The organism is Acinetobacter pragensis (assembly GCF_001605895.1).
Taxonomy (GTDB): Bacteria; Pseudomonadota; Gammaproteobacteria; order Pseudomonadales; family Moraxellaceae; genus Acinetobacter; species Acinetobacter pragensis.
The window spans coordinates 28,532-48,003 of the sequence record NZ_LUAW01000071.1; the positions used below are offsets into that span (position 1 = coordinate 28,532).

At 44.7% G+C, this 19,472-nt stretch carries 17 protein-coding genes, 1 tRNA gene and 1 pseudogene; 14 read left to right on the forward strand and 5 right to left on the reverse strand.

From position 1 onward, the window contains the following. Nucleotides 1-9: 9 nt before the first annotated feature. Nucleotides 10-588, forward strand: a complete 579-nt coding sequence (locus AZH43_RS17400; protein ID WP_067672557.1) for a cob(I)yrinic acid a,c-diamide adenosyltransferase — start codon at nucleotides 10-12, stop codon at nucleotides 586-588. A gap of 296 nt (nucleotides 589-884) precedes the next feature. Further along, nucleotides 885-1,604, forward strand: coding sequence for a glycerophosphodiester phosphodiesterase (locus tag AZH43_RS17405; RefSeq protein WP_067672560.1), 720 nt, complete (start codon nucleotides 885-887; stop codon nucleotides 1,602-1,604). Between the two features lie 59 nt (nucleotides 1,605-1,663). Here the strand turns inward: AZH43_RS17405 and AZH43_RS17410 are convergent, their stop codons facing one another. After that, complete coding sequence (locus tag AZH43_RS17410; protein WP_227509850.1) at nucleotides 1,664-2,101, reverse strand: META domain-containing protein; 438 nt, start codon at nucleotides 2,099-2,101, stop codon at nucleotides 1,664-1,666. 278 nt (nucleotides 2,102-2,379) lie between these two features. Here AZH43_RS17410 and AZH43_RS17415 point away from each other — a divergent pair, with 278 nt between their 5' ends. The 4 genes and pseudogenes from AZH43_RS17415 to AZH43_RS17430 all read left to right on the forward strand — a co-directional run bounded on the left by AZH43_RS17415 (nucleotide 2,380) and on the right by AZH43_RS17430 (nucleotide 6,435). Next, complete coding sequence (locus tag AZH43_RS17415) at nucleotides 2,380-3,543, forward strand: acyl-CoA desaturase (RefSeq protein ID WP_067672563.1); 1,164 nt, start codon at nucleotides 2,380-2,382, stop codon at nucleotides 3,541-3,543. A 93-nt stretch (nucleotides 3,544-3,636) separates the two neighbouring features. Further along, on the forward strand, nucleotides 3,637-3,966 hold the full coding sequence (locus AZH43_RS17420; protein WP_067672566.1) for a DHCW motif cupin fold protein: 330 nt from the start codon (nucleotides 3,637-3,639) through the stop codon (nucleotides 3,964-3,966). A gap of 124 nt (nucleotides 3,967-4,090) precedes the next feature. Continuing rightward, nucleotides 4,091-4,588: pseudogene (locus tag AZH43_RS17425) on the forward strand (protein adenylyltransferase SelO family protein); the annotation flags it as partial. 242 nt (nucleotides 4,589-4,830) lie between these two features. Next, entirely contained in the window at nucleotides 4,831-6,435 is a 1,605-nt protein-coding gene (locus AZH43_RS17430; protein ID WP_067672569.1) for an isocitrate lyase, read from the forward strand. A 117-nt stretch (nucleotides 6,436-6,552) separates the two neighbouring features. Here AZH43_RS17430 and AZH43_RS17435 read toward each other — a convergent pair whose 3' ends face one another. Next, nucleotides 6,553-6,927, reverse strand: a complete 375-nt coding sequence (locus AZH43_RS17435) for a diacylglycerol kinase (RefSeq protein WP_067672705.1) — start codon at nucleotides 6,925-6,927, stop codon at nucleotides 6,553-6,555. A 461-nt stretch (nucleotides 6,928-7,388) separates the two neighbouring features. Here AZH43_RS17435 and AZH43_RS17440 point away from each other — a divergent pair, with 461 nt between their 5' ends. The 4 genes from AZH43_RS17440 to AZH43_RS17455 all read left to right on the forward strand — a co-directional run bounded on the left by AZH43_RS17440 (nucleotide 7,389) and on the right by AZH43_RS17455 (nucleotide 13,165). Beyond that, on the forward strand, nucleotides 7,389-10,484 hold the full coding sequence (locus AZH43_RS17440; RefSeq protein ID WP_067672572.1) for a multidrug efflux RND transporter permease subunit: 3,096 nt from the start codon (nucleotides 7,389-7,391) through the stop codon (nucleotides 10,482-10,484). Nucleotides 10,485-10,735: 251 nt separating this feature from the next. Next, a complete protein-coding gene (gene mgtE, locus AZH43_RS17445; protein ID WP_067672575.1) occupies nucleotides 10,736-12,073 on the forward strand; it encodes a magnesium transporter in 1,338 nt (445 codons plus the stop codon). Nucleotides 12,074-12,200: 127 nt separating this feature from the next. Further along, nucleotides 12,201-12,794: a DUF4112 domain-containing protein gene (locus AZH43_RS17450; RefSeq protein WP_067672708.1), complete on the forward strand. Its 594-nt coding sequence runs from the start codon at nucleotides 12,201-12,203 to the stop codon at nucleotides 12,792-12,794. An 8-nt stretch (nucleotides 12,795-12,802) separates the two neighbouring features. After that, nucleotides 12,803-13,165 carry a VOC family protein gene (locus tag AZH43_RS17455; RefSeq protein ID WP_067672578.1) on the forward strand — a complete coding sequence of 121 codons (363 nt, stop codon included), beginning with the start codon at nucleotides 12,803-12,805 and terminating at the stop codon, nucleotides 13,163-13,165. A gap of 55 nt (nucleotides 13,166-13,220) precedes the next feature. Here the strand turns inward: AZH43_RS17455 and htpX are convergent, their stop codons facing one another. Together htpX and AZH43_RS17465 are read right to left on the reverse strand one after the other, a co-directional pair. Beyond that, nucleotides 13,221-14,126, reverse strand: coding sequence for a protease HtpX (htpX, locus tag AZH43_RS17460; protein ID WP_067672581.1), 906 nt, complete (start codon nucleotides 14,124-14,126; stop codon nucleotides 13,221-13,223). 135 nt (nucleotides 14,127-14,261) lie between these two features. Beyond that, nucleotides 14,262-15,125 carry a lytic transglycosylase domain-containing protein gene (locus AZH43_RS17465; protein WP_067672584.1) on the reverse strand — a complete coding sequence of 288 codons (864 nt, stop codon included), beginning with the start codon at nucleotides 15,123-15,125 and terminating at the stop codon, nucleotides 14,262-14,264. A gap of 495 nt (nucleotides 15,126-15,620) precedes the next feature. On the opposite strand from AZH43_RS17465, the gene ttcA reads away from it, so the two are divergent. Continuing rightward, entirely contained in the window at nucleotides 15,621-16,547 is a 927-nt protein-coding gene (gene ttcA, locus AZH43_RS17470; RefSeq protein WP_067672587.1) for a tRNA 2-thiocytidine(32) synthetase TtcA, read from the forward strand. A 223-nt stretch (nucleotides 16,548-16,770) separates the two neighbouring features. Next, nucleotides 16,771-17,154, forward strand: coding sequence for an SCP2 sterol-binding domain-containing protein (locus tag AZH43_RS17475; RefSeq protein ID WP_067672590.1), 384 nt, complete (start codon nucleotides 16,771-16,773; stop codon nucleotides 17,152-17,154). Between the two features lie 61 nt (nucleotides 17,155-17,215). On the opposite strand, the gene AZH43_RS17480 is transcribed toward AZH43_RS17475, so the two are convergent. Next, nucleotides 17,216-18,328, reverse strand: a complete 1,113-nt coding sequence (locus AZH43_RS17480) for an MltF family protein (protein WP_067672594.1) — start codon at nucleotides 18,326-18,328, stop codon at nucleotides 17,216-17,218. 363 nt (nucleotides 18,329-18,691) lie between these two features. Here AZH43_RS17480 and greB point away from each other — a divergent pair, with 363 nt between their 5' ends. After that, nucleotides 18,692-19,186 (forward strand): transcription elongation factor GreB, encoded by a 495-nt coding sequence (greB, locus tag AZH43_RS17485; RefSeq protein ID WP_067672597.1) that lies wholly within the window; start codon nucleotides 18,692-18,694, stop codon nucleotides 19,184-19,186. An 88-nt stretch (nucleotides 19,187-19,274) separates the two neighbouring features. Then, nucleotides 19,275-19,364, forward strand: a tRNA-Ser gene (locus AZH43_RS17490). Nucleotides 19,365-19,472: the final 108 nt, after the last annotated feature.

Consider the following 19,472-nt stretch of genomic DNA (forward strand, 5'->3'; position numbering starts at 1 on the left):
AACTGAAAAATGGGCCACCGTTTAAGCAAAATTTACACCCGCACAGGCGACTCAGGCACAACCGGATTAGGCGATGGCTCACGTGTCGCCAAAGATGATTTGCGCATTGAAGCTTTGGGTGATGTCGATGAACTCAATTCATGCATCGGCCTTCTACGCGCGCAAATTACCGCCAGCGCTATTGAAAATAAAACCGGCTGGGACAAATCCTTAAGCCTGATCCAGCATTGGCTATTCGACTTAGGCGGCGAAGTCTGCATCCCCAATTACAATATGGTGCTGCCTATTTCAGTTGAATATTTAGAAACTGAAATAGACCGCATGAATGAAACCCTGCCGATGCTGAAAGATTTCATTCTTCCAGCAGGAACGCTGTCCTGCAGCTATGCGCATCAAGCCCGTTCTGTATGCCGCCGCGCCGAACGCCGCTTAATGTCAGTTCATGCGCGTGATCAGAATATTCAAGCAACCTCTTTACAGCTGCTCAACCGTTTATCGGACTGGCTGTTTGTAGCTTCACGCACACTGCAGCGCGCTGAAGGCGGCTCTGAAGTGCTATGGCAAAAAAATATCAACGACACGATTTAAGTTTGCAATCTCTTCATCAATCCTGCTTTTCAGGAGCCTCCTCATGAGAAATTCATGAGGAAGAGCTTGGCGGTTACTTTTCTTTCGGGAAAAGTAACCAAAACCATTCCCCCATCCTTAAAACTCGTCAAAACCCCGCTCTAATTAACGGCTTCGCAAAAACATTGTTTACAAACTCAGTCCTGCCTCGAACAATTGCGAATGGTTTCTGTGTATCCAATAAATATACAGCTGCATTTCTGTTCTTCTTATTTAGCGTTACAATCATTCCAAAGAACACAACAGACTAATTTCTAATGATCATCATCGGACACCGCGGCGCACGCGGTGAAGCGCCTGAAAACACATTAGGCGGCTTTCAATACATTCATGACCTCGGCATCCGCGCCGTTGAATTTGATGTCCGCCAGCTGAAAGACGGTGAACTTGTGATTATGCATGATGACAATTTCCTGCGTACAACCGCCATCGATAAAAACCTGTACGAATGCGCCAGCACTGAGCTTGCACCCTATAACCAAGCGCATATCTGGATGGACTGGGATCAACAGATGACCCCAACCCTGCGTCAAGGCCTGAATATCATGCACGACTTCAATCATTTGGAAGTTGAGGTGAAAGCGGTTGAAAGCATGGCGGAGGCTGAAAAGCTGGCGGCTGAATTGCAAAAACAGCTTCAGGGCTTCCAGCATACTGCCGTGATCACCAGTTTTGATCTAAAAATCCATCACGCTTTGCAGCAGCAGAAATCTGAGTTTAAGCGCGGGCTGCTGATTGAAGAGGATGTAAAATTCAAGGCCATTGATCAGGCGCTGGAATTGGGCTGCTGTCAAATTGGCTGGATGAACCAGCTGGCGACACTAGACATTATTCAAGCGACCCAGCGGGCTAAACTGGACATCAGCGTTTGGACAGTCAATGATCTGCAGCGCGCAATAACACTGCAGGATTTAGGGATCAATGGCTTAATTACCGACTTTCCCAAGCTGATGATGCAGCACCTGAATCTGCCTTAATCTATTTAAAATGAAGCCCCGTCAAATTTGCGGGGCTTTTATTCGGTGTTTCAAGCAGTTCAGCTTTTTTTAGCCTGCAGTAAAATTTGACCTTTGCTGTTGCGCAAAATCAATTGGTTGCCTTTGACCTGAAAACTCGCGGCTTGACCCAGTGTGTCCATCAACACTGCCTCCTGCGCCAAGGCGGCATCACAGCTGAAATAGCCAGCGCGGGCTTCAATATTCAACGTCTGGCGCTCAACATTCATCTCATAACGGCCGGACAATGCATTGCAGCCTGTATTTCCCTGAATTTGCTTCAATTGCATATTAAAAAGCAAATACGGCTGGCTATGGAAAAATTTAGCTTTTTCACCTTGAATCTGTGTCAGCTCCCAGCGTACATTCTGTATGCCATCCGGACTGCGCATGACCTGTAAAGGGCGCGCGGCCGGCTGAACACTTGCTTTTGTGACCGGTTCTATTTTTTGTGCTGAATTTTGACAAGCACTCAGCACAACTGCACATAAAAATATGACCGCCGATCCACTTATTTTTGTATATTTATTCTGCTTTACCCGGCAGCATCGAACAACTGGCATAAACATATTTTAACCTTCGATAAAATCAATAAATTGTCAGTCTCATTCTGTTACTGTTTAGTACAATACAACTGTACAATAACTACTGTGAACCGCTTTTAGCGCATGCTATTATGCTGTGGCCTTAATCCCTATAATGTATATGGATTACTTACTATTTAAACCTCGCAAAGGTTCTAGGAGTACTGCTGGAGATGACCGCTCCCCTACCCAAAGCCCCAATCAACTGGATTGCTGTTTTTGCACTGATATTTTTGCCAATTGTAGCAATCATTGCAATTCCGTTATATGCCTATCATCATGATTTCAGCTTAGCTGCCTGGATCAGCATGTTTGTATTGCTGGGTGTCAGCAGTTTGGGCATCACCGCAGGCTATCACCGCTTATGGGCGCACCGCGCATATGAAGCGACCTTGCCTTTGCAGATTATTTTAATGATTATGGGTACTTTCTCCGTTCAAAACAGCATTCTGTTCTGGGCTTCAGGCCACCGTACCCATCACCGCCATGTCGATGATGTTGAACAAGACCCGTATTCAATTAACCGCGGTTTCTGGTTTGCGCATATTGGCTGGATGCTCCGCGACTATCCGTCTGGCGCGTCCAACTACAAAAATGCACCCGATTTATTAAACAATAAATTAGTGATGTTCCAAGACAAGTACTACGTACCACTGGTGATTGCTGTACATGCCGCTATCTTACTGCCGATCGGCTGGGCTGTCGGCGACATGTGGGGCGTCTTGCTTCTGGGCGGCCTAATGCGCCTGATTTTGAGCCATCACGTTACATTCTTCATCAATTCACTCTGCCACATGTGGGGCTCACGTCCGTACACAGACGAGAACACTGCCCGTGACAACTTTGTATTAGCCATTGCGACTTGGGGTGAGGGTTACCACAACTATCACCACATCTTCCAATATGACTACCGCAACGGTGTGAAATGGTGGCAGTACGACCCGACAAAATGGCTGATTTGGAGCTGTTCTAAATTAGGCCTTGCGAAAAACCTGCGCCGCATTCCTAGCTTCAATATCAAGAAAGCTGAATTGGCGATGAAGTTTAAATACGCTGAACAGGATCTTGCAATTTACGGCCTGAATGTTTCTGATGATGTGGCCAATGCAAAACTGCGCATCTCTCAAGAATATGACGCGTTCTCGCAGACTTTAAATGATTGGGCCAAGCTGAAAGAACAAGAGATTCAGGCCAAGAAAACGGCTGTGGCAGAGAAAATCCACCAAATGGATGACAAGCTTAAAGTTGAATTCCAATTGGTTGAACAGCGCCTTTCTCATCACCGTCAAACTCTGAATCTTTTAGTCAGCAACTTTAAAAAGAAAACTGCAAACTAAAGTGATTTTGTTTAAAAAGCTCCCGATGGGGGCTTTTTTTTATTTGCAATTCAGGATAAATATAAAACACACAATAAATGACAGCGCGACATTATGGAAATGCACAATATCCCTTTTGGCTTAACCAATTGGGATGAAATAGAAACAGAGCGCTATGAAGGTGAAAATGGCTATGCGCTTTGGCGTACCCAGCGTTTTGGCACCATCCGAGTAAGAATTGTGGAATATTCCGCTGGCTATATGGCTGACCATTGGTGCAGTAAAGGCCACATCTTGTTTTGTCTGGACGGCGAACTGCAGACAGAGCTGAAAGATGGACGCATGTTTGTTTTAAAAGCCGGGATGAGCTATCAGGTTGCAGACAATGCGGAAGCGCACCGCTCTTATTCAGAGACAGGCGCACGATTATTTATTGTGGACTGACTTTCAGCCTGAGATTTCCAACTCGAAATACGGCATCTGGCGAAAACACGCTTAACGATTTACCGCACATCCGCATCTGCAACTTTGCTATAGTTCAAGCATACTCAGTTTTCGCCAATTTCATATGCAATTCAATTCACGCTACTCAACGCTTCCTGCCAAGCTGTATCATCACCAAATGCCCGCTCCCCTCAAAGGCGCTAAAGCGGGGCATTTTAATGCGGCTTTAGCAGATGCGCTGCAATGGTCCGCAGAAGATAAAACTGCGTGGGTTGAAATCTGCAGCGGGCAAAAAACCTTTACGGAATTTGAACCTTTAGCCATGGTTTATGCAGGCCATCAATTCGGCCAATGGGCCGGCCAATTGGGCGATGGGCGCGGACTGCTGATTGCGCAGATTCTGGATAAGAAGGGTCAAACCATTGATCTGCATTTAAAAGGCGCAGGTTCTACCCCGTATTCCCGCATGGGGGATGGGCGTGCGGTACTGCGCTCGGTGATCCGTGAATATTTAGCTGGCCATGCCTTAAATGCACTAGGTGTTCCCTCCAGCAATGCCGCCGGTTTTACAACGTCAGAGCAAGGCGTACAGCGTGAAAAACTGGAACTGGGCGCCATGATGMWRYTCCAATTAAATATATAAAAAACATTGGTTTAAATAATTTTGGTTAAAATGTAATTAGACTTTGATCTACCCATTTTTTAAATAAATACTGAAAATTAATGCAAGATATTGGATTAATTTTTTCAGTCAATCTAATCTAGCTTCATCAAACCGATGTGCTCTAAATCTGTACAAATCATAGAGGGTATGATTTTAGCCATCCGTTGCAGCAAGTCCTATTATTATATACAGGAAATATCATGACTACATACCAAACAGCTATTGATGCAATCCGCGAATTAAAAGCAAAATTCGGAAGCACTTGGGCAGACATCAGTCCTGAAGATGCTGCGCGTATGCAAATTCAAAACCGTTTCAAAACAGGTTTAGACATTGCGAAATACACAGCTGCAATTATGCGTCGTGATATGGCGGCTTATGATGCAGACTCTAGCCAATACACTCAGTCTTTGGGCTGCTGGCACGGTTTCATCGCACAACAAAAAATGATTGCGAACAAAAAATACTTCGGTACAACTGACCGCCGCTACATCTACCTTTCTGGCTGGATGGTTGCTGCGCTTCGTTCAGAATTCGGTCCGCTTCCTGACCAATCTATGCACGAAAAAACTTCAGTACCTGCGCTGATCGAAGAAATCTACACTTTCTTGCGCCAAGCTGATGCGAAAGAATTAAACGACCTGTTCCGTGCGCTTAAAAAAGCGAACGAAGCTGGCGACACAGCTAAAGCTGCTGAAATCACTGCTCAAATCGACGGTTTCCAAACTCACGTTGTGCCAATTATTGCGGACATCGATGCTGGTTTCGGTAACGAAGAAGCAACTTACCTGTTAGCTAAGAAAATGATCGAAGCGGGTGCTTGTGCACTTCAAATCGAAAACCAAGTATCTGACGCGAAACAATGCGGTCACCAAGCTGGTAAAGTAACTGTTCCACACGAAGACTTCATCTCTAAAATCCATGCATTGCGTTATGCATTCTTAGAAATGGGCCTTGATGACGGTATCATCGTTGCGCGTACTGACTCTGAAGGCGCTGACTTGACTCAAAAAATCCCAGTGGTTAAAGAGCCAGGCGACATCGCTTCTCAGTACATCAGCTACTTAGATACAACTGAAATTGACATTGCAGATGCTCAAGAAGACGAAATCCTGATCAAGCGTGATGGCAAACTTCACCGTCCAAAACGTCTTGCTTCTGGCCTATACCAGTTCCGTGCAGACACTCAAATTGACCGTGTTGTACTTGACTGCGTATCTAGCCTGCAAAACGGCGCTGACCTTCTTTGGATCGAAACTGCAACGCCAAACGTTGAAGAAATCGCTCACATGGTTAACCGTGTACGTGAAACAGTTCCAAATGCGAAACTTGTTTACAACAACTCGCCTTCTTTCAACTGGACTTTAAACTTCCGTCAACAAGCTTACGACCGTTTCGTTGCTGAAGGCAAAGACGTTTCTGCTTACGACCGTGCTAAATTGATGAGCGCTGAGTACGATGCAACTGAATTAGCTGCTGATGCTGATGAAAAAGTTCGTACATTCCAAGCGGATGCTTCTCGTGAAGCGGGTGTGTTCCATCACTTGATCACACTTCCGACTTACCACACAGCTGCTCTTTCTACACATGAGCTTGCTCAAGGTTACTTCGGCGACCAAGGCATGTTGGCTTATGTTGCTGGCGTACAGCGTAAAGAAATCCGCGGCACAATCGCTTGTGTTAAACACCAAGCAATGGCTGGTTCGGACATCGGTGATGATCACAAAGAAATCTTCTCTGGTGACAACGCTCTTAAAGCGCATGACGATGCTAAAAACACAATGAACCAATTCTCTGCTCACTAAGCACTGAAATGATTCAAAAAAAACCCCAGCTTAAGCTGGGGTTTTTTATGGAATTAAAAAATGTATTGAATAAAAAAGCCGGTATTGAAGCTGCTTTTAATGTTTATGCACTTTAGATTAAGGCCAAAGGATAATCAGCCAAGTCAAAAAGATAATGGCTAAGGCGACAAATTGGGCAGCGCTGCCCATGTCTTTGGCATTTTTGGAAAGCGGATGCCGGTCTAAAGAAACACGGTCAACAACAGCTTCTATGGCTGAATTAAACAATTCTACAATAAGCGCGAATAAGCACACTGCAATCATTACGGCATGTTCAGCACGGCTGACATCTAGTGAAACGCTGACCGGAATAAGGATAATATTGATAAGCACGATTTGACGGAATGCGGCTTCATTTTTAAACGCAGCAGTAAAGCCGTCAATTGAATACTGGGTGGCATTAAAAATGCGCTTAATGCCTGTTTTGCCTTTAAATGGGGATGTCTCGTTCATTTTTTTCTGAGCGGTAAATGTTTGGATAACTTTAAAGGATGAATCTGAAAGTATTCTGAAAAGAATTTTTTGTACGCGCATTTTTACAGTGATGAAAAAAAAGCTCATTACAGAGAGAAATACAGTTTAATTGCGATTAATTTCATAACAGTGATTAAGCCTTGCAGGTAAAAGCAAAGGATAAATATCATGAACAGCGGCAACAGAGAATAATTAAAGAACAGACTGTAGGTGGATCTCAGTTAATTGCTGGCTGAACATAAATTAGATAATTTCACTCATTTTCTCAATACAATAGCTAAAGCCATACGTCTTCACAGTTTCTCCATATTGCAGTAAATTTCGCTGTTTTGTGTTGAATAGGGTTGTTTTTTTTACTTTAGTCACTGAATATCCATAATTATTTGTTATTAGTCTTCACTGCCTTTTATAACACGCCACTTGACGAGTGAATCAGCCTGATGCTGTCTAAATTCTTTATCCATCGCCCTATTTTTGCAGGTGTTTTAGCCATTATTGTGATGGCCTTAGGCCTATTTGCAATTTTAAATTTGCCCGTAGAGCGCTATCCCGATATTGCACCGCCTAAAATAAATGTCAGTGCAACATACACGGGAGCATCGGCAGAGACGGTGGAAGAAAGCGTCACGCAGGTGCTTGAGCAGCAAATTAAAGGCATTGATAATCTGCTTTATTTCAGTTCCAGCAGCGATTCATCAGGACGCAGCCGCATCAGCATCAGCTTTGAAAATGGTACAGATCCGGATACAGCTCAGGTTCAAGTCCAAAATGCCATTAATGGTGTGATTAACCGCCTGCCGGATGATGTGCAGCGGCAAGGGGTAAATGTTTATAAGTCTTTGGGTGATACCCATATGGTTATAGGACTGTATGATTCGACAGGCAAGAGCTCGAATATTGAATTGTCTGACTATATGATGACTCACTTGGAACAGGATATTGCCCGCATTGAAGGCATTGGTGAAGTTGATGTATTCGGTTCGCAGTACGCCATGCGGATTTGGCTAAATCCGCTGCAGCTGAAGCAATACGGTCTAATGCCGAGCGATATCCGCACTGCTGTTGAGTCGCAGAATACCCAAGTGGCGGCGGGCGCAGTCGGAGACTTGCCTGTAGTCAAAGATCAGTATCTGAATGCCAAAGTGACTTCAGGCTCACGTTTAAAAACAGTCGAAGAATTTGAAAATATCATCATTAAATCTGCGCATGATGGCAGTTTTGTTTATTTAAAAGATGTTGCCCGGGTGGAGTTAGGGGCGGAAAACTATCAGTCATTCAACACGATTAACGGCTATCCATCTGCAGGGATGGGGATTTCGCTGGCGTCAGGCGCCAATGCCTTGGCGACTTCTGCATTGATTCAGCAAGAAGTCACGCATTTAACAGATCAGTTGCCGGAAGGCTACAAGATTGTGTATCCGCGCGACAATACGCCGTTTGTGCAAGAATCGATTAAAGAAGTTGTGAAGACTTTGTTTGAGGCAGTCGCTTTAGTCGTGGTGGTCATGTTCCTGTTTTTGCAGAACTGGCGCGCAACTTTAATTCCAGCGATTACTGTGCCCGTTGTCATATTGGGCACGCTTGCCATTTTATATGCCGTGGGCATGACCATTAACACCCTGACGCTGTTTGCTTTGGTGCTGGCCATTGGCTTGCTGGTGGATGATGCGATTGTTGTGGTTGAAAATGTTGAGCGGCTGATGCACGAACAGCATTTAACGGCGAAGCAGGCCTCAATTGCGTCGATGCAGGAAATCAGCAGTGCCTTGATTGGGATTACCTTAGTCCTGACTGCGGTATTCATACCCATGGCATTTTTTGGCGGCTCGACGGGGGTAATTTATCGGCAGTTTTCCATTACTTTAGTGGCGGCCATGGCATTGTCCTTAATGGTGGCATTAATTCTCACGCCTGCGCTATGCGCCATTATTTTAAAGCCTAATCCGCAGCCTGCGAATTGGGCGCTATGGTTTAACAGCAGACTGGACAGCCTGAAAAACCGTTATTTAAAGCTGTCCCAGTTCACTATTCAAAATAAAGCCGTGTGTTTGCTGCTGTTCGCCGCACTGATTGCTGTTTTCGGCTTGTTTTACCGTGTGCTGCCGACCAGCTTTATTCCCAGCGAAGACCAAGGCATTCTGTCTGTGCAGTTCAAACTGCAGGAAGGCGCGCCTATGTCTAAAAGCAGAGAGGTCGGCGAATCCATCCGTCAGTATTTTTTAGATCATGAAAAAGACAATGTGAACTTGGTGATGATCCGCTACGGACGGAATTTTTCAGGGACTGGACAAAATTTAGGGCAGGGATTCATTGCGCTTAAACATTGGGATGAACGCGCCGGCAAGGAAAATTCTGCGCAATTGATTCGTGAACGCGCAATGAAGCACTTCAAAGCCGACCCAAATGCGCAAATTAATGTCAGCATGCCGTCTTCAGTCAGCGGTTTAGGCCAAACCGATGGCTTGGAATTTTGGATTCGTGATATGGATGGCAAAGGGCTGGCCTATTTAGAAGACAAATTTAAGGCGCTGAAATCCCATTCAAGCCAATACAGCAGTTTTGAAAATTTAGATAAAAAATCTAATCCAGATAAGGCCGAGCTGAAAGTGAATGTTAATCAGAAACAGGCGATGGCTGCCGGCTTAAGCCAGTCTTCGATTAACAGCACACTGTCAACCGCTTGGGGCGGAACGTATATCAATGACTTTATTGACCGCGGCAGAATCAAGCGCGTAATGATGCAGGGCGATGCGCAGTTCCGCTCTAAACCGGAAGACCTGCAGTACTGGCATGTCCGCAATGATCAAAATCAAATGGTGCCATTTAATCAGTTTTCTTCGGTAGACTGGACAGGCGGCCCCGAAGTGGTAAACCGCTTTATGGGCTATACCGCATTGCAAATGGAAGCGGATACAGCAAAAAATGTCAGCTCAGGGCAGGCGATGACGGATGTGCAGCATCTGGCGGAACAGGAATCCGGCATTGATGTGGCATGGAGCGGATTATCGTATGAAGAGCAGAAGTCGAGCAATCAGGCAATTTGGCTGTATTTGGTTTCGATCGGCTTTATCTTTTTATGCCTTGCGGCGTTATACGAAAGCTGGAGCATTCCAACCGCTGTAATGAGCGCCATTCCATTAGGCATCGGCGGTAATATTATTTTCAGCTATTTTGCCGGTTTTCCAAATGATATTTATTTCCAGATTGCGCTGCTGACCACCATAGGGCTGTCCTGCAAAAATGCGATTCTTATTGTAGAGTTTGCTTCACTGGCGCAAGCCAAAGGAAACAGTGTTGTACAGTCAGCTTTAGAAGGCGCTGCATTGCGCCTGCGCCCTATTTTAATGACTTCATTGGCTTTTGGCGCTGGGGTGATTCCCTTGGTGATTGCTTTTGGCGCGGGTGCTGCCAGCCGGCAGGAAATTGGCGTGAGCGTATTGGGCGGCGTCATTTTTGGTACAGTGCTGGTGCTGATCTTCATTCCCTTTATGTATGTGCTGATTCGAAGTATTTTTAAATTAAGGCAAGAAACCTAGCTAACTTGCTGATTTGTAGTTGTTTTGAAGCAATGATTGAGTCATGAGATAGAACTTTGTACGATGGTTGCGCCGTATGGGCGGTGAGATGACGATTTATTCCCAGCATGGACAGGTACAGCTGTCTGGTATTGATATTTTAAAATCACGCTATTTATCCTGTACAGGATGAGGCCATGACGTACTCACTCAAATAAAAACAGCACCTTGTCTTTTGCTGCTGTACCGGATTGCAGAACAGGGGAATCTGAATGAGCCATAATAATTTTTTATATTTGCTGAATGAAGCGCTGGATAAACAGCACATTCAGCTTGCATTGGATTCGGTCAAAACTTTCCGTGCTGCCGATCTCGCCGATGTATTGAGCCAGCTTCCTTTTGAAAATAGCCAAGTTTTGCTGCAGCATTTGCCTGACCGGGCTTATGTTTTTACTTATTTATCTCCCGATGTGCAGATGAAATTTGCCAATGCGCTGCCGCGGCAAACGCTTGCGGAAATTGTCGGGGAAATGTCGTCAGATAAACGTGCAGACCTGTTCAAGAGCTTAAATCAACAACAGCAGGACGCTTTGCTGCCGGCTTTAGCGCAAGCGGAGAGAGAGGATATCCGCTTATTGTCTTCCTTTGTCGAAGGCACGGCAGGCGCTATCATGAGCTCTGAATATGCGACTTTAAAGCCGGACTTGAATGTTCAGGATGCGATAAAAATGCTGAGGCTGGAAGCCCTGGATACAGAAACCATTTATTTTGCCTATGTATTGGATGAAGCGCGCAAACTGCTGGGCGTCATTTCTTTAAAACAGCTGATTTTAGCCAAAGAAGAACAAAATATTGCAGATTTAATGACGACCAATATTGTTTCTGCATTTGTAGATACCGATCAGGATGAAGTGGCTAAAACGATTGCGCGCTATGACTTGCTGGCTTTGCCGGTTATCGATCATCAGGGCGTTATGGTCGGCATTGTGACCTATGATGATGCTATGGATGTTGCGAGTGAAGAAGCGACAGAAGACTTTCTTAAAGCGGGTGCGGTGAATGCTGACCGTAAACTCAGCTTAAAGTCTGCGCCTATTTTGCTGCTGTATCAGCGGAGGGTCTATTGGCTGGTGTTTTTGGTATTCGGCAGCCTGCTGTCTGGATTGGGGATTGCGCACTTTGAAGATATCATTGCGGCCAATATCGTATTGGTCTTTTTCTTGCCGTTGCTGGTCGGCAGCGGCGGCAATGCGGGTTCACAGTCCGCAACGCTTATGGTGCGGGCTTTAGCGACAGGTGATGTGCATTTTAAAGACTGGTTTTATTTATTAAGCCGTGAAAGCCTAGTTGCGTTATGTTTGGGCGGAACAATGGCGATGGCAGTATCTGCATTGGGTTATTTCCGTGGCGATGAAATGGTTGCGCTGGTGTTGGCCTTAAGCATGCTGACGATTGTCATGATGGGATGCCTGATCGGCATGAGCCTGCCCTTTGTGCTCAACCGTTTTGGAATGGATCCGGCAAGCGCATCCGCACCTTTAGTGACGTCTATTTGCGATGCGAAGGGTGTGCTGATTTATCTGTTTATTGCCTCCCAGCTGCTGCTCTAATGTGCCTGAGCATTTCTGATGGTTCTCAGACGGGCAGCTGATTTAAATATCCAGCGTATCTAAATCGCTATACATTAATTCAGTAAAATACTTTATCTTTAAAAAAATGCATGAGTTTGAACTGAACATGACGGATAAGCTGCAACAAAAAAAATTATCTCAGCAGGAGGTAATCCGTTTAGAACGCGATTTAGCCAAATTTGCCAATATGATGGATTCGGTGATTCGGATTCCATTTACCAAGCAGGGGGTCGGGGCTGATGCAGCATTAAGCACTATTCCAATTGCTGGCGATGCCGCAGGGTTTATATTGACTTGCTATGCGATTTATAAGGCCAAGCAAATAGGCGTACCGCAGGAAAAACTGAGCCCAGTGCTGAGAATGGCGCTGGTGGATGCGGTTGTCGGTTTTATTCCGATTGTCGGCACAGTATTTGATATTTTTATCCGACCCAGCCGGAAGGCGCTGGATGTCGTGCATGAGCATATCCGTACCGAATATCAAATACACAGCGAGTCCCATGTCATCCATCCTTTTTTGCATGAAAATTTAGAGAAAAAACAGCAGCAATCCGCTTTTTGGCGTAATCCCGCAGTGGCTTGGGGATGGCTGCACTTGCCTGATTTGCTGGGCTTGCTGTTTATCGTCTTGCTCGGGGTTGCGGTGTGGATGGGTGGAGTTTGGCTGTGGCAATGGCTGCAAGTGATGAATGCAGGATAGGTGAACCAATGAAATTTGAAGGGCAAATCACTGCAAATCTGCCAGCTGTCAATTTTGATCAAACAGCATTATTTTACCAAGGTCTGGGCTTTAGCTTAGAGTATCAATCGGCTGAGTGGATGATTTTAAAATTAGGGGCAATGGTGCTGGAGTTTTTTCATCATCCGACACTTGATGTGCATCATTCTTGGCATAGCGCCTGCATACGTGTGCCGGACATTGAAAGCTATTATGATTATTGGTCAGCGTTCAATTGGGCGCTGTGGGAACCGGCTAAAATGACAGGCATTCAGGATTCTGCTGAAATCCGTCAGTTCTGCATGATTGATATCAACGGCAGCCTGTTGCGCTGCATACAAGTCATGGCTTAAGCCTCAAATTGAAAAGCCTCCAATTGGAGGCTTTTTGTTCAACAGAGTGTGGCGCTTAAGGGCAGTTCAGCTGCTGTAAAGCGGCTACACGCTGTTCAATCGTTGGGTGAGTCTGGAATAAAGCTGCAAGACTGAAGCCTTGTTCCTTACCTTCCGCAATTGCAAATGCTTTCATTTCTTTTGGCATTTGATCCGGCATTTCTGATTCTGCCTGCAAACGCAGCAGTGCAGAAATCATCGCCTGTTTGCCTGCTAGGCGGGCGCCCGCTTCATCTGCGCGGTATTCGCGGTGACGGGAGAACCACATGACGATCGCTGAGGCTAAAATACCGAACACAATATCTAAAACAATCGTGGTAATGAAATACGCAATACCAGGAGCTTCCCCTTCTTCACGGCCAAATACATTGCGGTCAATAAAGTCGCCGACAATACGGGCAAAGAACATGACAAATGCGTTGACGACACCTTGAATCAAGGCCAAGGTCACCATGTCGCCATTGGCTACGTGCCCAATTTCATGCGCCAAAACAGCCCGCAGTTCGTCTTTATTCATACGTTCCAGCAAGCCTGTGGAAACCGATACCAATGCATCGTTTTTGTTCCATCCAGTTGCGAAAGCGTTGGATTGATAAGATGGGAAAATACCGACTTCAGGCATTTTAATGCCCGCGCGTTGAGAGAGCTGAGCCACTTCTTGTAGTAACCAGGCTTCGGCTTGGCTGCGAGGAGCGTTCGGGTCAATAAGCTCAGTACCGGTTGTTTTCTTCGCCATCCATTTAGACATGAATAGGGAAATTAAAGAGCCAACCATACCGAAGACAAAACAGATCACCAGCAGGTTGCCAATATTTAGGCCTCCGGCGCCATGGTAACTGCCGACACCGAAGAGTGACAAGATAATGCCAGCTACAACCAGTACCGCGAGGTTGGTTAGCAAGAACAAACCAATCCGCATCATTGAGAAAATCCTCTTATAAGATAAAAATAATCTGATTTGCTAATAAAAATCATTGAATTGAATATGAGGCGAAAGTCTCAATAATTCAAGGGAAAAAATAGCAATACCTGCATAAAAATACAAATTAACGCAATTTTATTCTTTGAAATATATCCGCGCAGAAGCAGACGCATTTGCTGTGGCATAAGACCCAGGCGCATCTGTATAGCTGCCGTCTGCGGTTTGAATCACTTGGCGCTGATATTTGGTCGCTTTCAGCTCTGTGGAAGGCGCTGGCTGTTCATAATTGTCAGAACTGGCAATAATTTTGCCTGATGCTGAACTGGATGCAGGGATATCGCTGACAATCCCGGTACCGTTGGAATATAAATTATTGAAGCGGCTGGTTACGCGGCGGACATAGTCTTGCGTTTCGCGGAAGGGCGGGACTCCGCCGTACTTCTGCACATTGCCTTCACCGGCATTGTAGCCGGCAAGCACCATAGCGGTATTGCCGTTAAAGCGTTTGGTCAGCCAAGCCAAATAGCGTGCGCCCGCCATAATGTTCTGATAGGGGTCATAGGCATTCGAGACATTGAAACGCCGGGCTGTAGCTGGCATGAGCTGCATCAGGCCTTGCGCGCCGACAGGAGAGCGTGCGTTGACATTAAAGCCGGACTCGGTATGCATGACTGCTTTAATTAAACCTTCAGATACGCCGTGCTGCTGCGAAGCCTGCTTAATAATGTGGTCAAAGGTATTTTTATTGCGGCTGTAGCTGGGCAAGACCGAAGATTCGCTCGAACCCCAGTTGCTGTAGCTGTGAATATTGCTGTCCGGATAATACGTGGCTTTGATTTTCGTCAGCGAACGGTCAGAACTTTTCCGGTTTGTCAGCAGCGTACTGCCGTTGTTGTCCTTATAGACATATATTTGACCGGCATGCGTTATGGCTGCGCCTGAACAGATAGCCGCAGCGCCCCCTAAATATAATGCAAATAACCCAAATTTATTGTTCATTGTAGTAATTAATTAAATTTTGTCCCCATCCGTTATTCAGAGTTTAACAAAAAAAAGATGATTGAAAAGCTATGTTGCATTTATTTCCCTGCGAGTTTGTAAAAATCAAGTCATTTTGATGATTCAATAATCAAAAAAATATTTAATTTTTTTTTATCCAGCATAACTTGACACTATTAAGCCTTTGTTTTTAATTGATATTTAAATTGATCAAAAAATGATCAATTTAAATAGAAGCCTTCAAGTCAGGGCAAGAGAAGCTGTCAAGTTGTTTTAAATCCACAAAGTTATCCACAGGATTTGTGGAAAACTGTGGAAAAGTCCAAAAGATAAGCATCTTGGGTAAAAAATGAACTCAAACGTTCAAAATAACATCCGCAGCATTACTTGAAGATGACATTAATTTTCTTTTTTCAGAAATTACATTCTTTAGGTGCGGGATGGCTGTGAATCGGATAAAATTGCGCGGTATTTTTTTTTAGGTTTAACTCGTCTATGTTCTCGCCAGTTGAGTCCAGTCAAGGATTTAATTTCAAACCAGAACTGCCAACCAGCTCTGCGTATTATCGTCTGCTGAAAAAGCTGCGCCGCCAGGTCGGTCATGCCATTCGTGATTTTAAAATGATCGAAGAGGGCGACAAAGTCATGGTGTGTGTGTCGGGCGGAAAAGACAGCTATACCTTGCTGGACATCATGCTGCAGTTTAAACGCATTGCGCCGATCAATTTTGATGTGGTGGCGGTGAACTTAGACCAGAAGCAGCCGGGTTTTCCAGAAGATGTATTGCCGCGTTATTTAGAAGAAAATAACATCCCGTACTACATCTTAGAAAAAGATACCTACAGCATTACTAAAAAGTTAACGCCAGAAGGTAAAACCTACTGCGCTGTCTGCTCACGCCTCAGACGCGGATCGCTGTATGGCTTTGCGCAGGAAATCGGCGCAACTAAAGTGGCGCTGGGCCATCACCGTGATGATATTTTGGCGACGTTCTTTTTAAACTTGTTCCATGGCGGCAGTTTAAAAGCGATGCCGCCAAAGCTGCTGTCTTCGGATAAGAAGAACATTCTGATCCGGCCGCTGGCTTATGTGGAAGAAAAAGACATCATTAAATACGCAGAAATGCGTAAATTTCCGATTATTCCGTGCAACTTGTGCGGTTCGCAGGAAAACTTGCAGCGCGCAATGCTGAACGACATGCTGCGCCAGTGGGACAAAGATTATCCGAAACGCCTGCACAGCATTTTTGGCGCATTGCAGAATGTATCTCCATCGCAGTTGGCTGACCGTGAATTGTTTGATTTCGAAGCACTGGACAGTGAACGTGAATTTGATTTCAAAGGCAGCTGCTCAACAGAAGAGCAGGCAGACAGTGAAAGCAAGCGCATCAATATGGTCAATTTAGGCTTTGCTGCGGATTGATGCGGTAATTGTATTGAAAAAAGCATCTTCTTGTCTAAGATGCTTTTTTTATGTTTTTGATTTTTATAAATTATGTATAAAAAATATTAAAACTGAACGGTGCGTACAAAAAACTTTAGGCATATTTTAAGATTACATGCTATAACAGGCTTCAAGCAAAATAGCTTCAAAAGATGCGGCCTGGATAGGCTTCACACACGAACAAATATATTGAGGAAACATCATGCCTGCTTTTTTAACTGATGATTGGTTTTCAACTGTAGAAACTCTTACTGCTCAAGCTGGTAATCTGAATTTACCGCCTGCATTGGCAAATCTTGCAATCAACTTGGTCGTTGCAGACGCTTCTGGCAATACTGAATTATCGTTGGATGGCGGCGCAATTAAAAAAGGCCTTTCAGGCAACGCGAAAACCACTTTAAACATGGATGGGGAAACTTTACGTAAAGTATTCCTGGAGTTTGATATGGCTGCGGCTATGCAGGCTTTCATGACCGGTAAAATTAAAGTTCAAGGCGATATGTCGCAATTAATGGCATTGCAAACTGCAAAGCCTAGCCAAGAACAAAAAGATTTATTCAAAAAAGTGCTTGAGCAAACTGCTTAATCTACTTGAATAAAAAAAGCTTACCTTAAGGTAAGCTTTTTTTTGCGCTGAATATCAGGGTTTAGATATTCACCAGCTGAGGCGTTGTCTTGATGTGCTCCAGATAAGCGCGGATACGCGTCACGTATTGCACAGCCTGACGGTAACGGCCATTGCGGGCTTTATTGCTGTCAAGATAGGCATACAGGTTGACCCACTGATCTGGATCTTTACCTTGCGATTTAATGCTTTTGCGAATCTGATTCACTGCGCCTGGCCCCATATTATAAGCCACCAGCGCATACCAGTTGCGGTCAGGAAATGGAATGTCATCATAGCGGCTCAGCATTAAATCATAGTACTTTGCACCGCCTTGAATGCTTTGCACCGGATCTGTGCGGTTGCTGACACCCATTGCCTTGGCTGTACTGTTGGTCAGCATCATTAAACCGCGGACACCTGTCGGTGAAACCGAATTCGGCTTTAAATACGATTCTTGGTAACCGATAGCGGCCAGCAGATGCCAGTCTAAGTCATACAGCTGGGCAGTACGCTGAAAGCTCGCTTTATAAATAGGCATGCGGTTGTTTAAATCGCGCTGGATACTGTCCCAAGACTCTTGCTTAATGACATTGCGGTTATAAAATGACGCCAATTGCTGCAGGGTACCGCTTTGTTTGCTTCGGCAGACAAAACCGCTGGCAGTATCACTTAATGGATCATTGGCGGCTTTGAATACCCAATTCAGGTTTGCATTCAGGCCATTTTTTTGCAATGCAGCGGTTTCACCGCAGGTTGCCGAAAATGAGGTTAGGCTTTTTGCTTCAATGCTTTGAATGCTTGCCGTGGTCATGGCGAAACTGGCTTTGCCTTGCTTGACCCATTTTAAGGCTGTGGCATTGTCATCTACGGTTTTAAACTCAAGCTTCACATTTAAGCTATCTGCGTAATTGCGGACCAAGTCATAGCCGAAGCCATGAAAATGTTCACTGTCATCAAATACAGTGGTGGGGTTAACCACCGAAACAACAACCAAGGTGTTGCTGTTGACGACATTATCAAATTGATATGCCGTTTTGCTTGCATTAATACTATGAAATGGGAGAAGTAAAGTACTAAAAGCAAGCGCTTTGATTGGGAGGGATTTTAAAGAGTTAAGGCAAAGCCTCGACCCAGAAGTTGAACTACTGTGCATGTTGTCTCCGCTACAGGTATTTATGCCCTAAAAAGCCAAGGCGAACAGCCTTAAAACTTCACAAGTCAGCTAAATGCGATAAGGGTTGGGCAGTCATGACGTCATTCAAAATGACTAAGGATTGAATGAAAAAATATACAGAAAAACTGTGTTGATTAAAAAACAAGCAGAACTAAAAGATGTGCGCATAATAAAGATGAAAAAAACGCTTGTCAAATTTTGTACATGAATTAATGAAAATGTGTAACATAAGTCGCTAATTTTATTAATGAATAAATTTTATAAACTTTTAATGTGCAGAAAACAGGGATAAAATAGCGGTTTCCTGTAATCTCTGTGTAATTTCAGAAGACCGAATTTGCGATGAAATCGAATTTAATTACCCGCGCGGGACATGACCTGCTGGTGGCTGAACTGCAGCATTTGTGGCATGAAGAACGGCCTGAAATTACCAAAAAAGTAAACTGGGCGGCCAGCCTCGGTGACCGTTCAGAAAATGCGGATTATCAATACAACAAACAGCTGCTGCGTAAAATAGACCGCCGTGTCCGTTATCTGGGCAAGCGTTTGGAAGAGCTGCGCATTATTGATTTTTCATCTGAGCAGGCTGGAAAAGTGTATTTCGGCGCATGGGTAGATATTGAAAATGATGACGGTGATGTCAAAAGGCTGCGTATTGTCGGGGTTGATGAAATTTATGACCATCATCCGCAGCATATCTCGATCGATTCTCCTATGGCTAGGGCGCTGCTGTCCAAGCAGGTGGATGATGAAGTTGAAGTGCAGACACCATCGGGTAAAAAATTATGGTATATCAATGCAATTCATTATGAGGATTCTGAAAGTCTGTCTAAATAAATCAGTTGATTTTATTTTGATCAGTCAGAAGGGGAAACTCAGAAAAGCATTTGCCTAAAACAAAATTTATTTATATGATGTCGCCCATGGAAGCGTGGCAGAGCGGTTTAATGCACCGGTCTTGAAAACCGACGAGGGTTTACCCCCTCCGTGAGTTCGAATCTCACCGCTTCCGCCAAATTCAAAAACCCCAATCATTGATTGGGGTTTTTTTATGGCTTGATAGTTTTAATTGGATATTTTTTGGATCATTAGAATCACGCATATGCAAAAAGATTTGCCATAT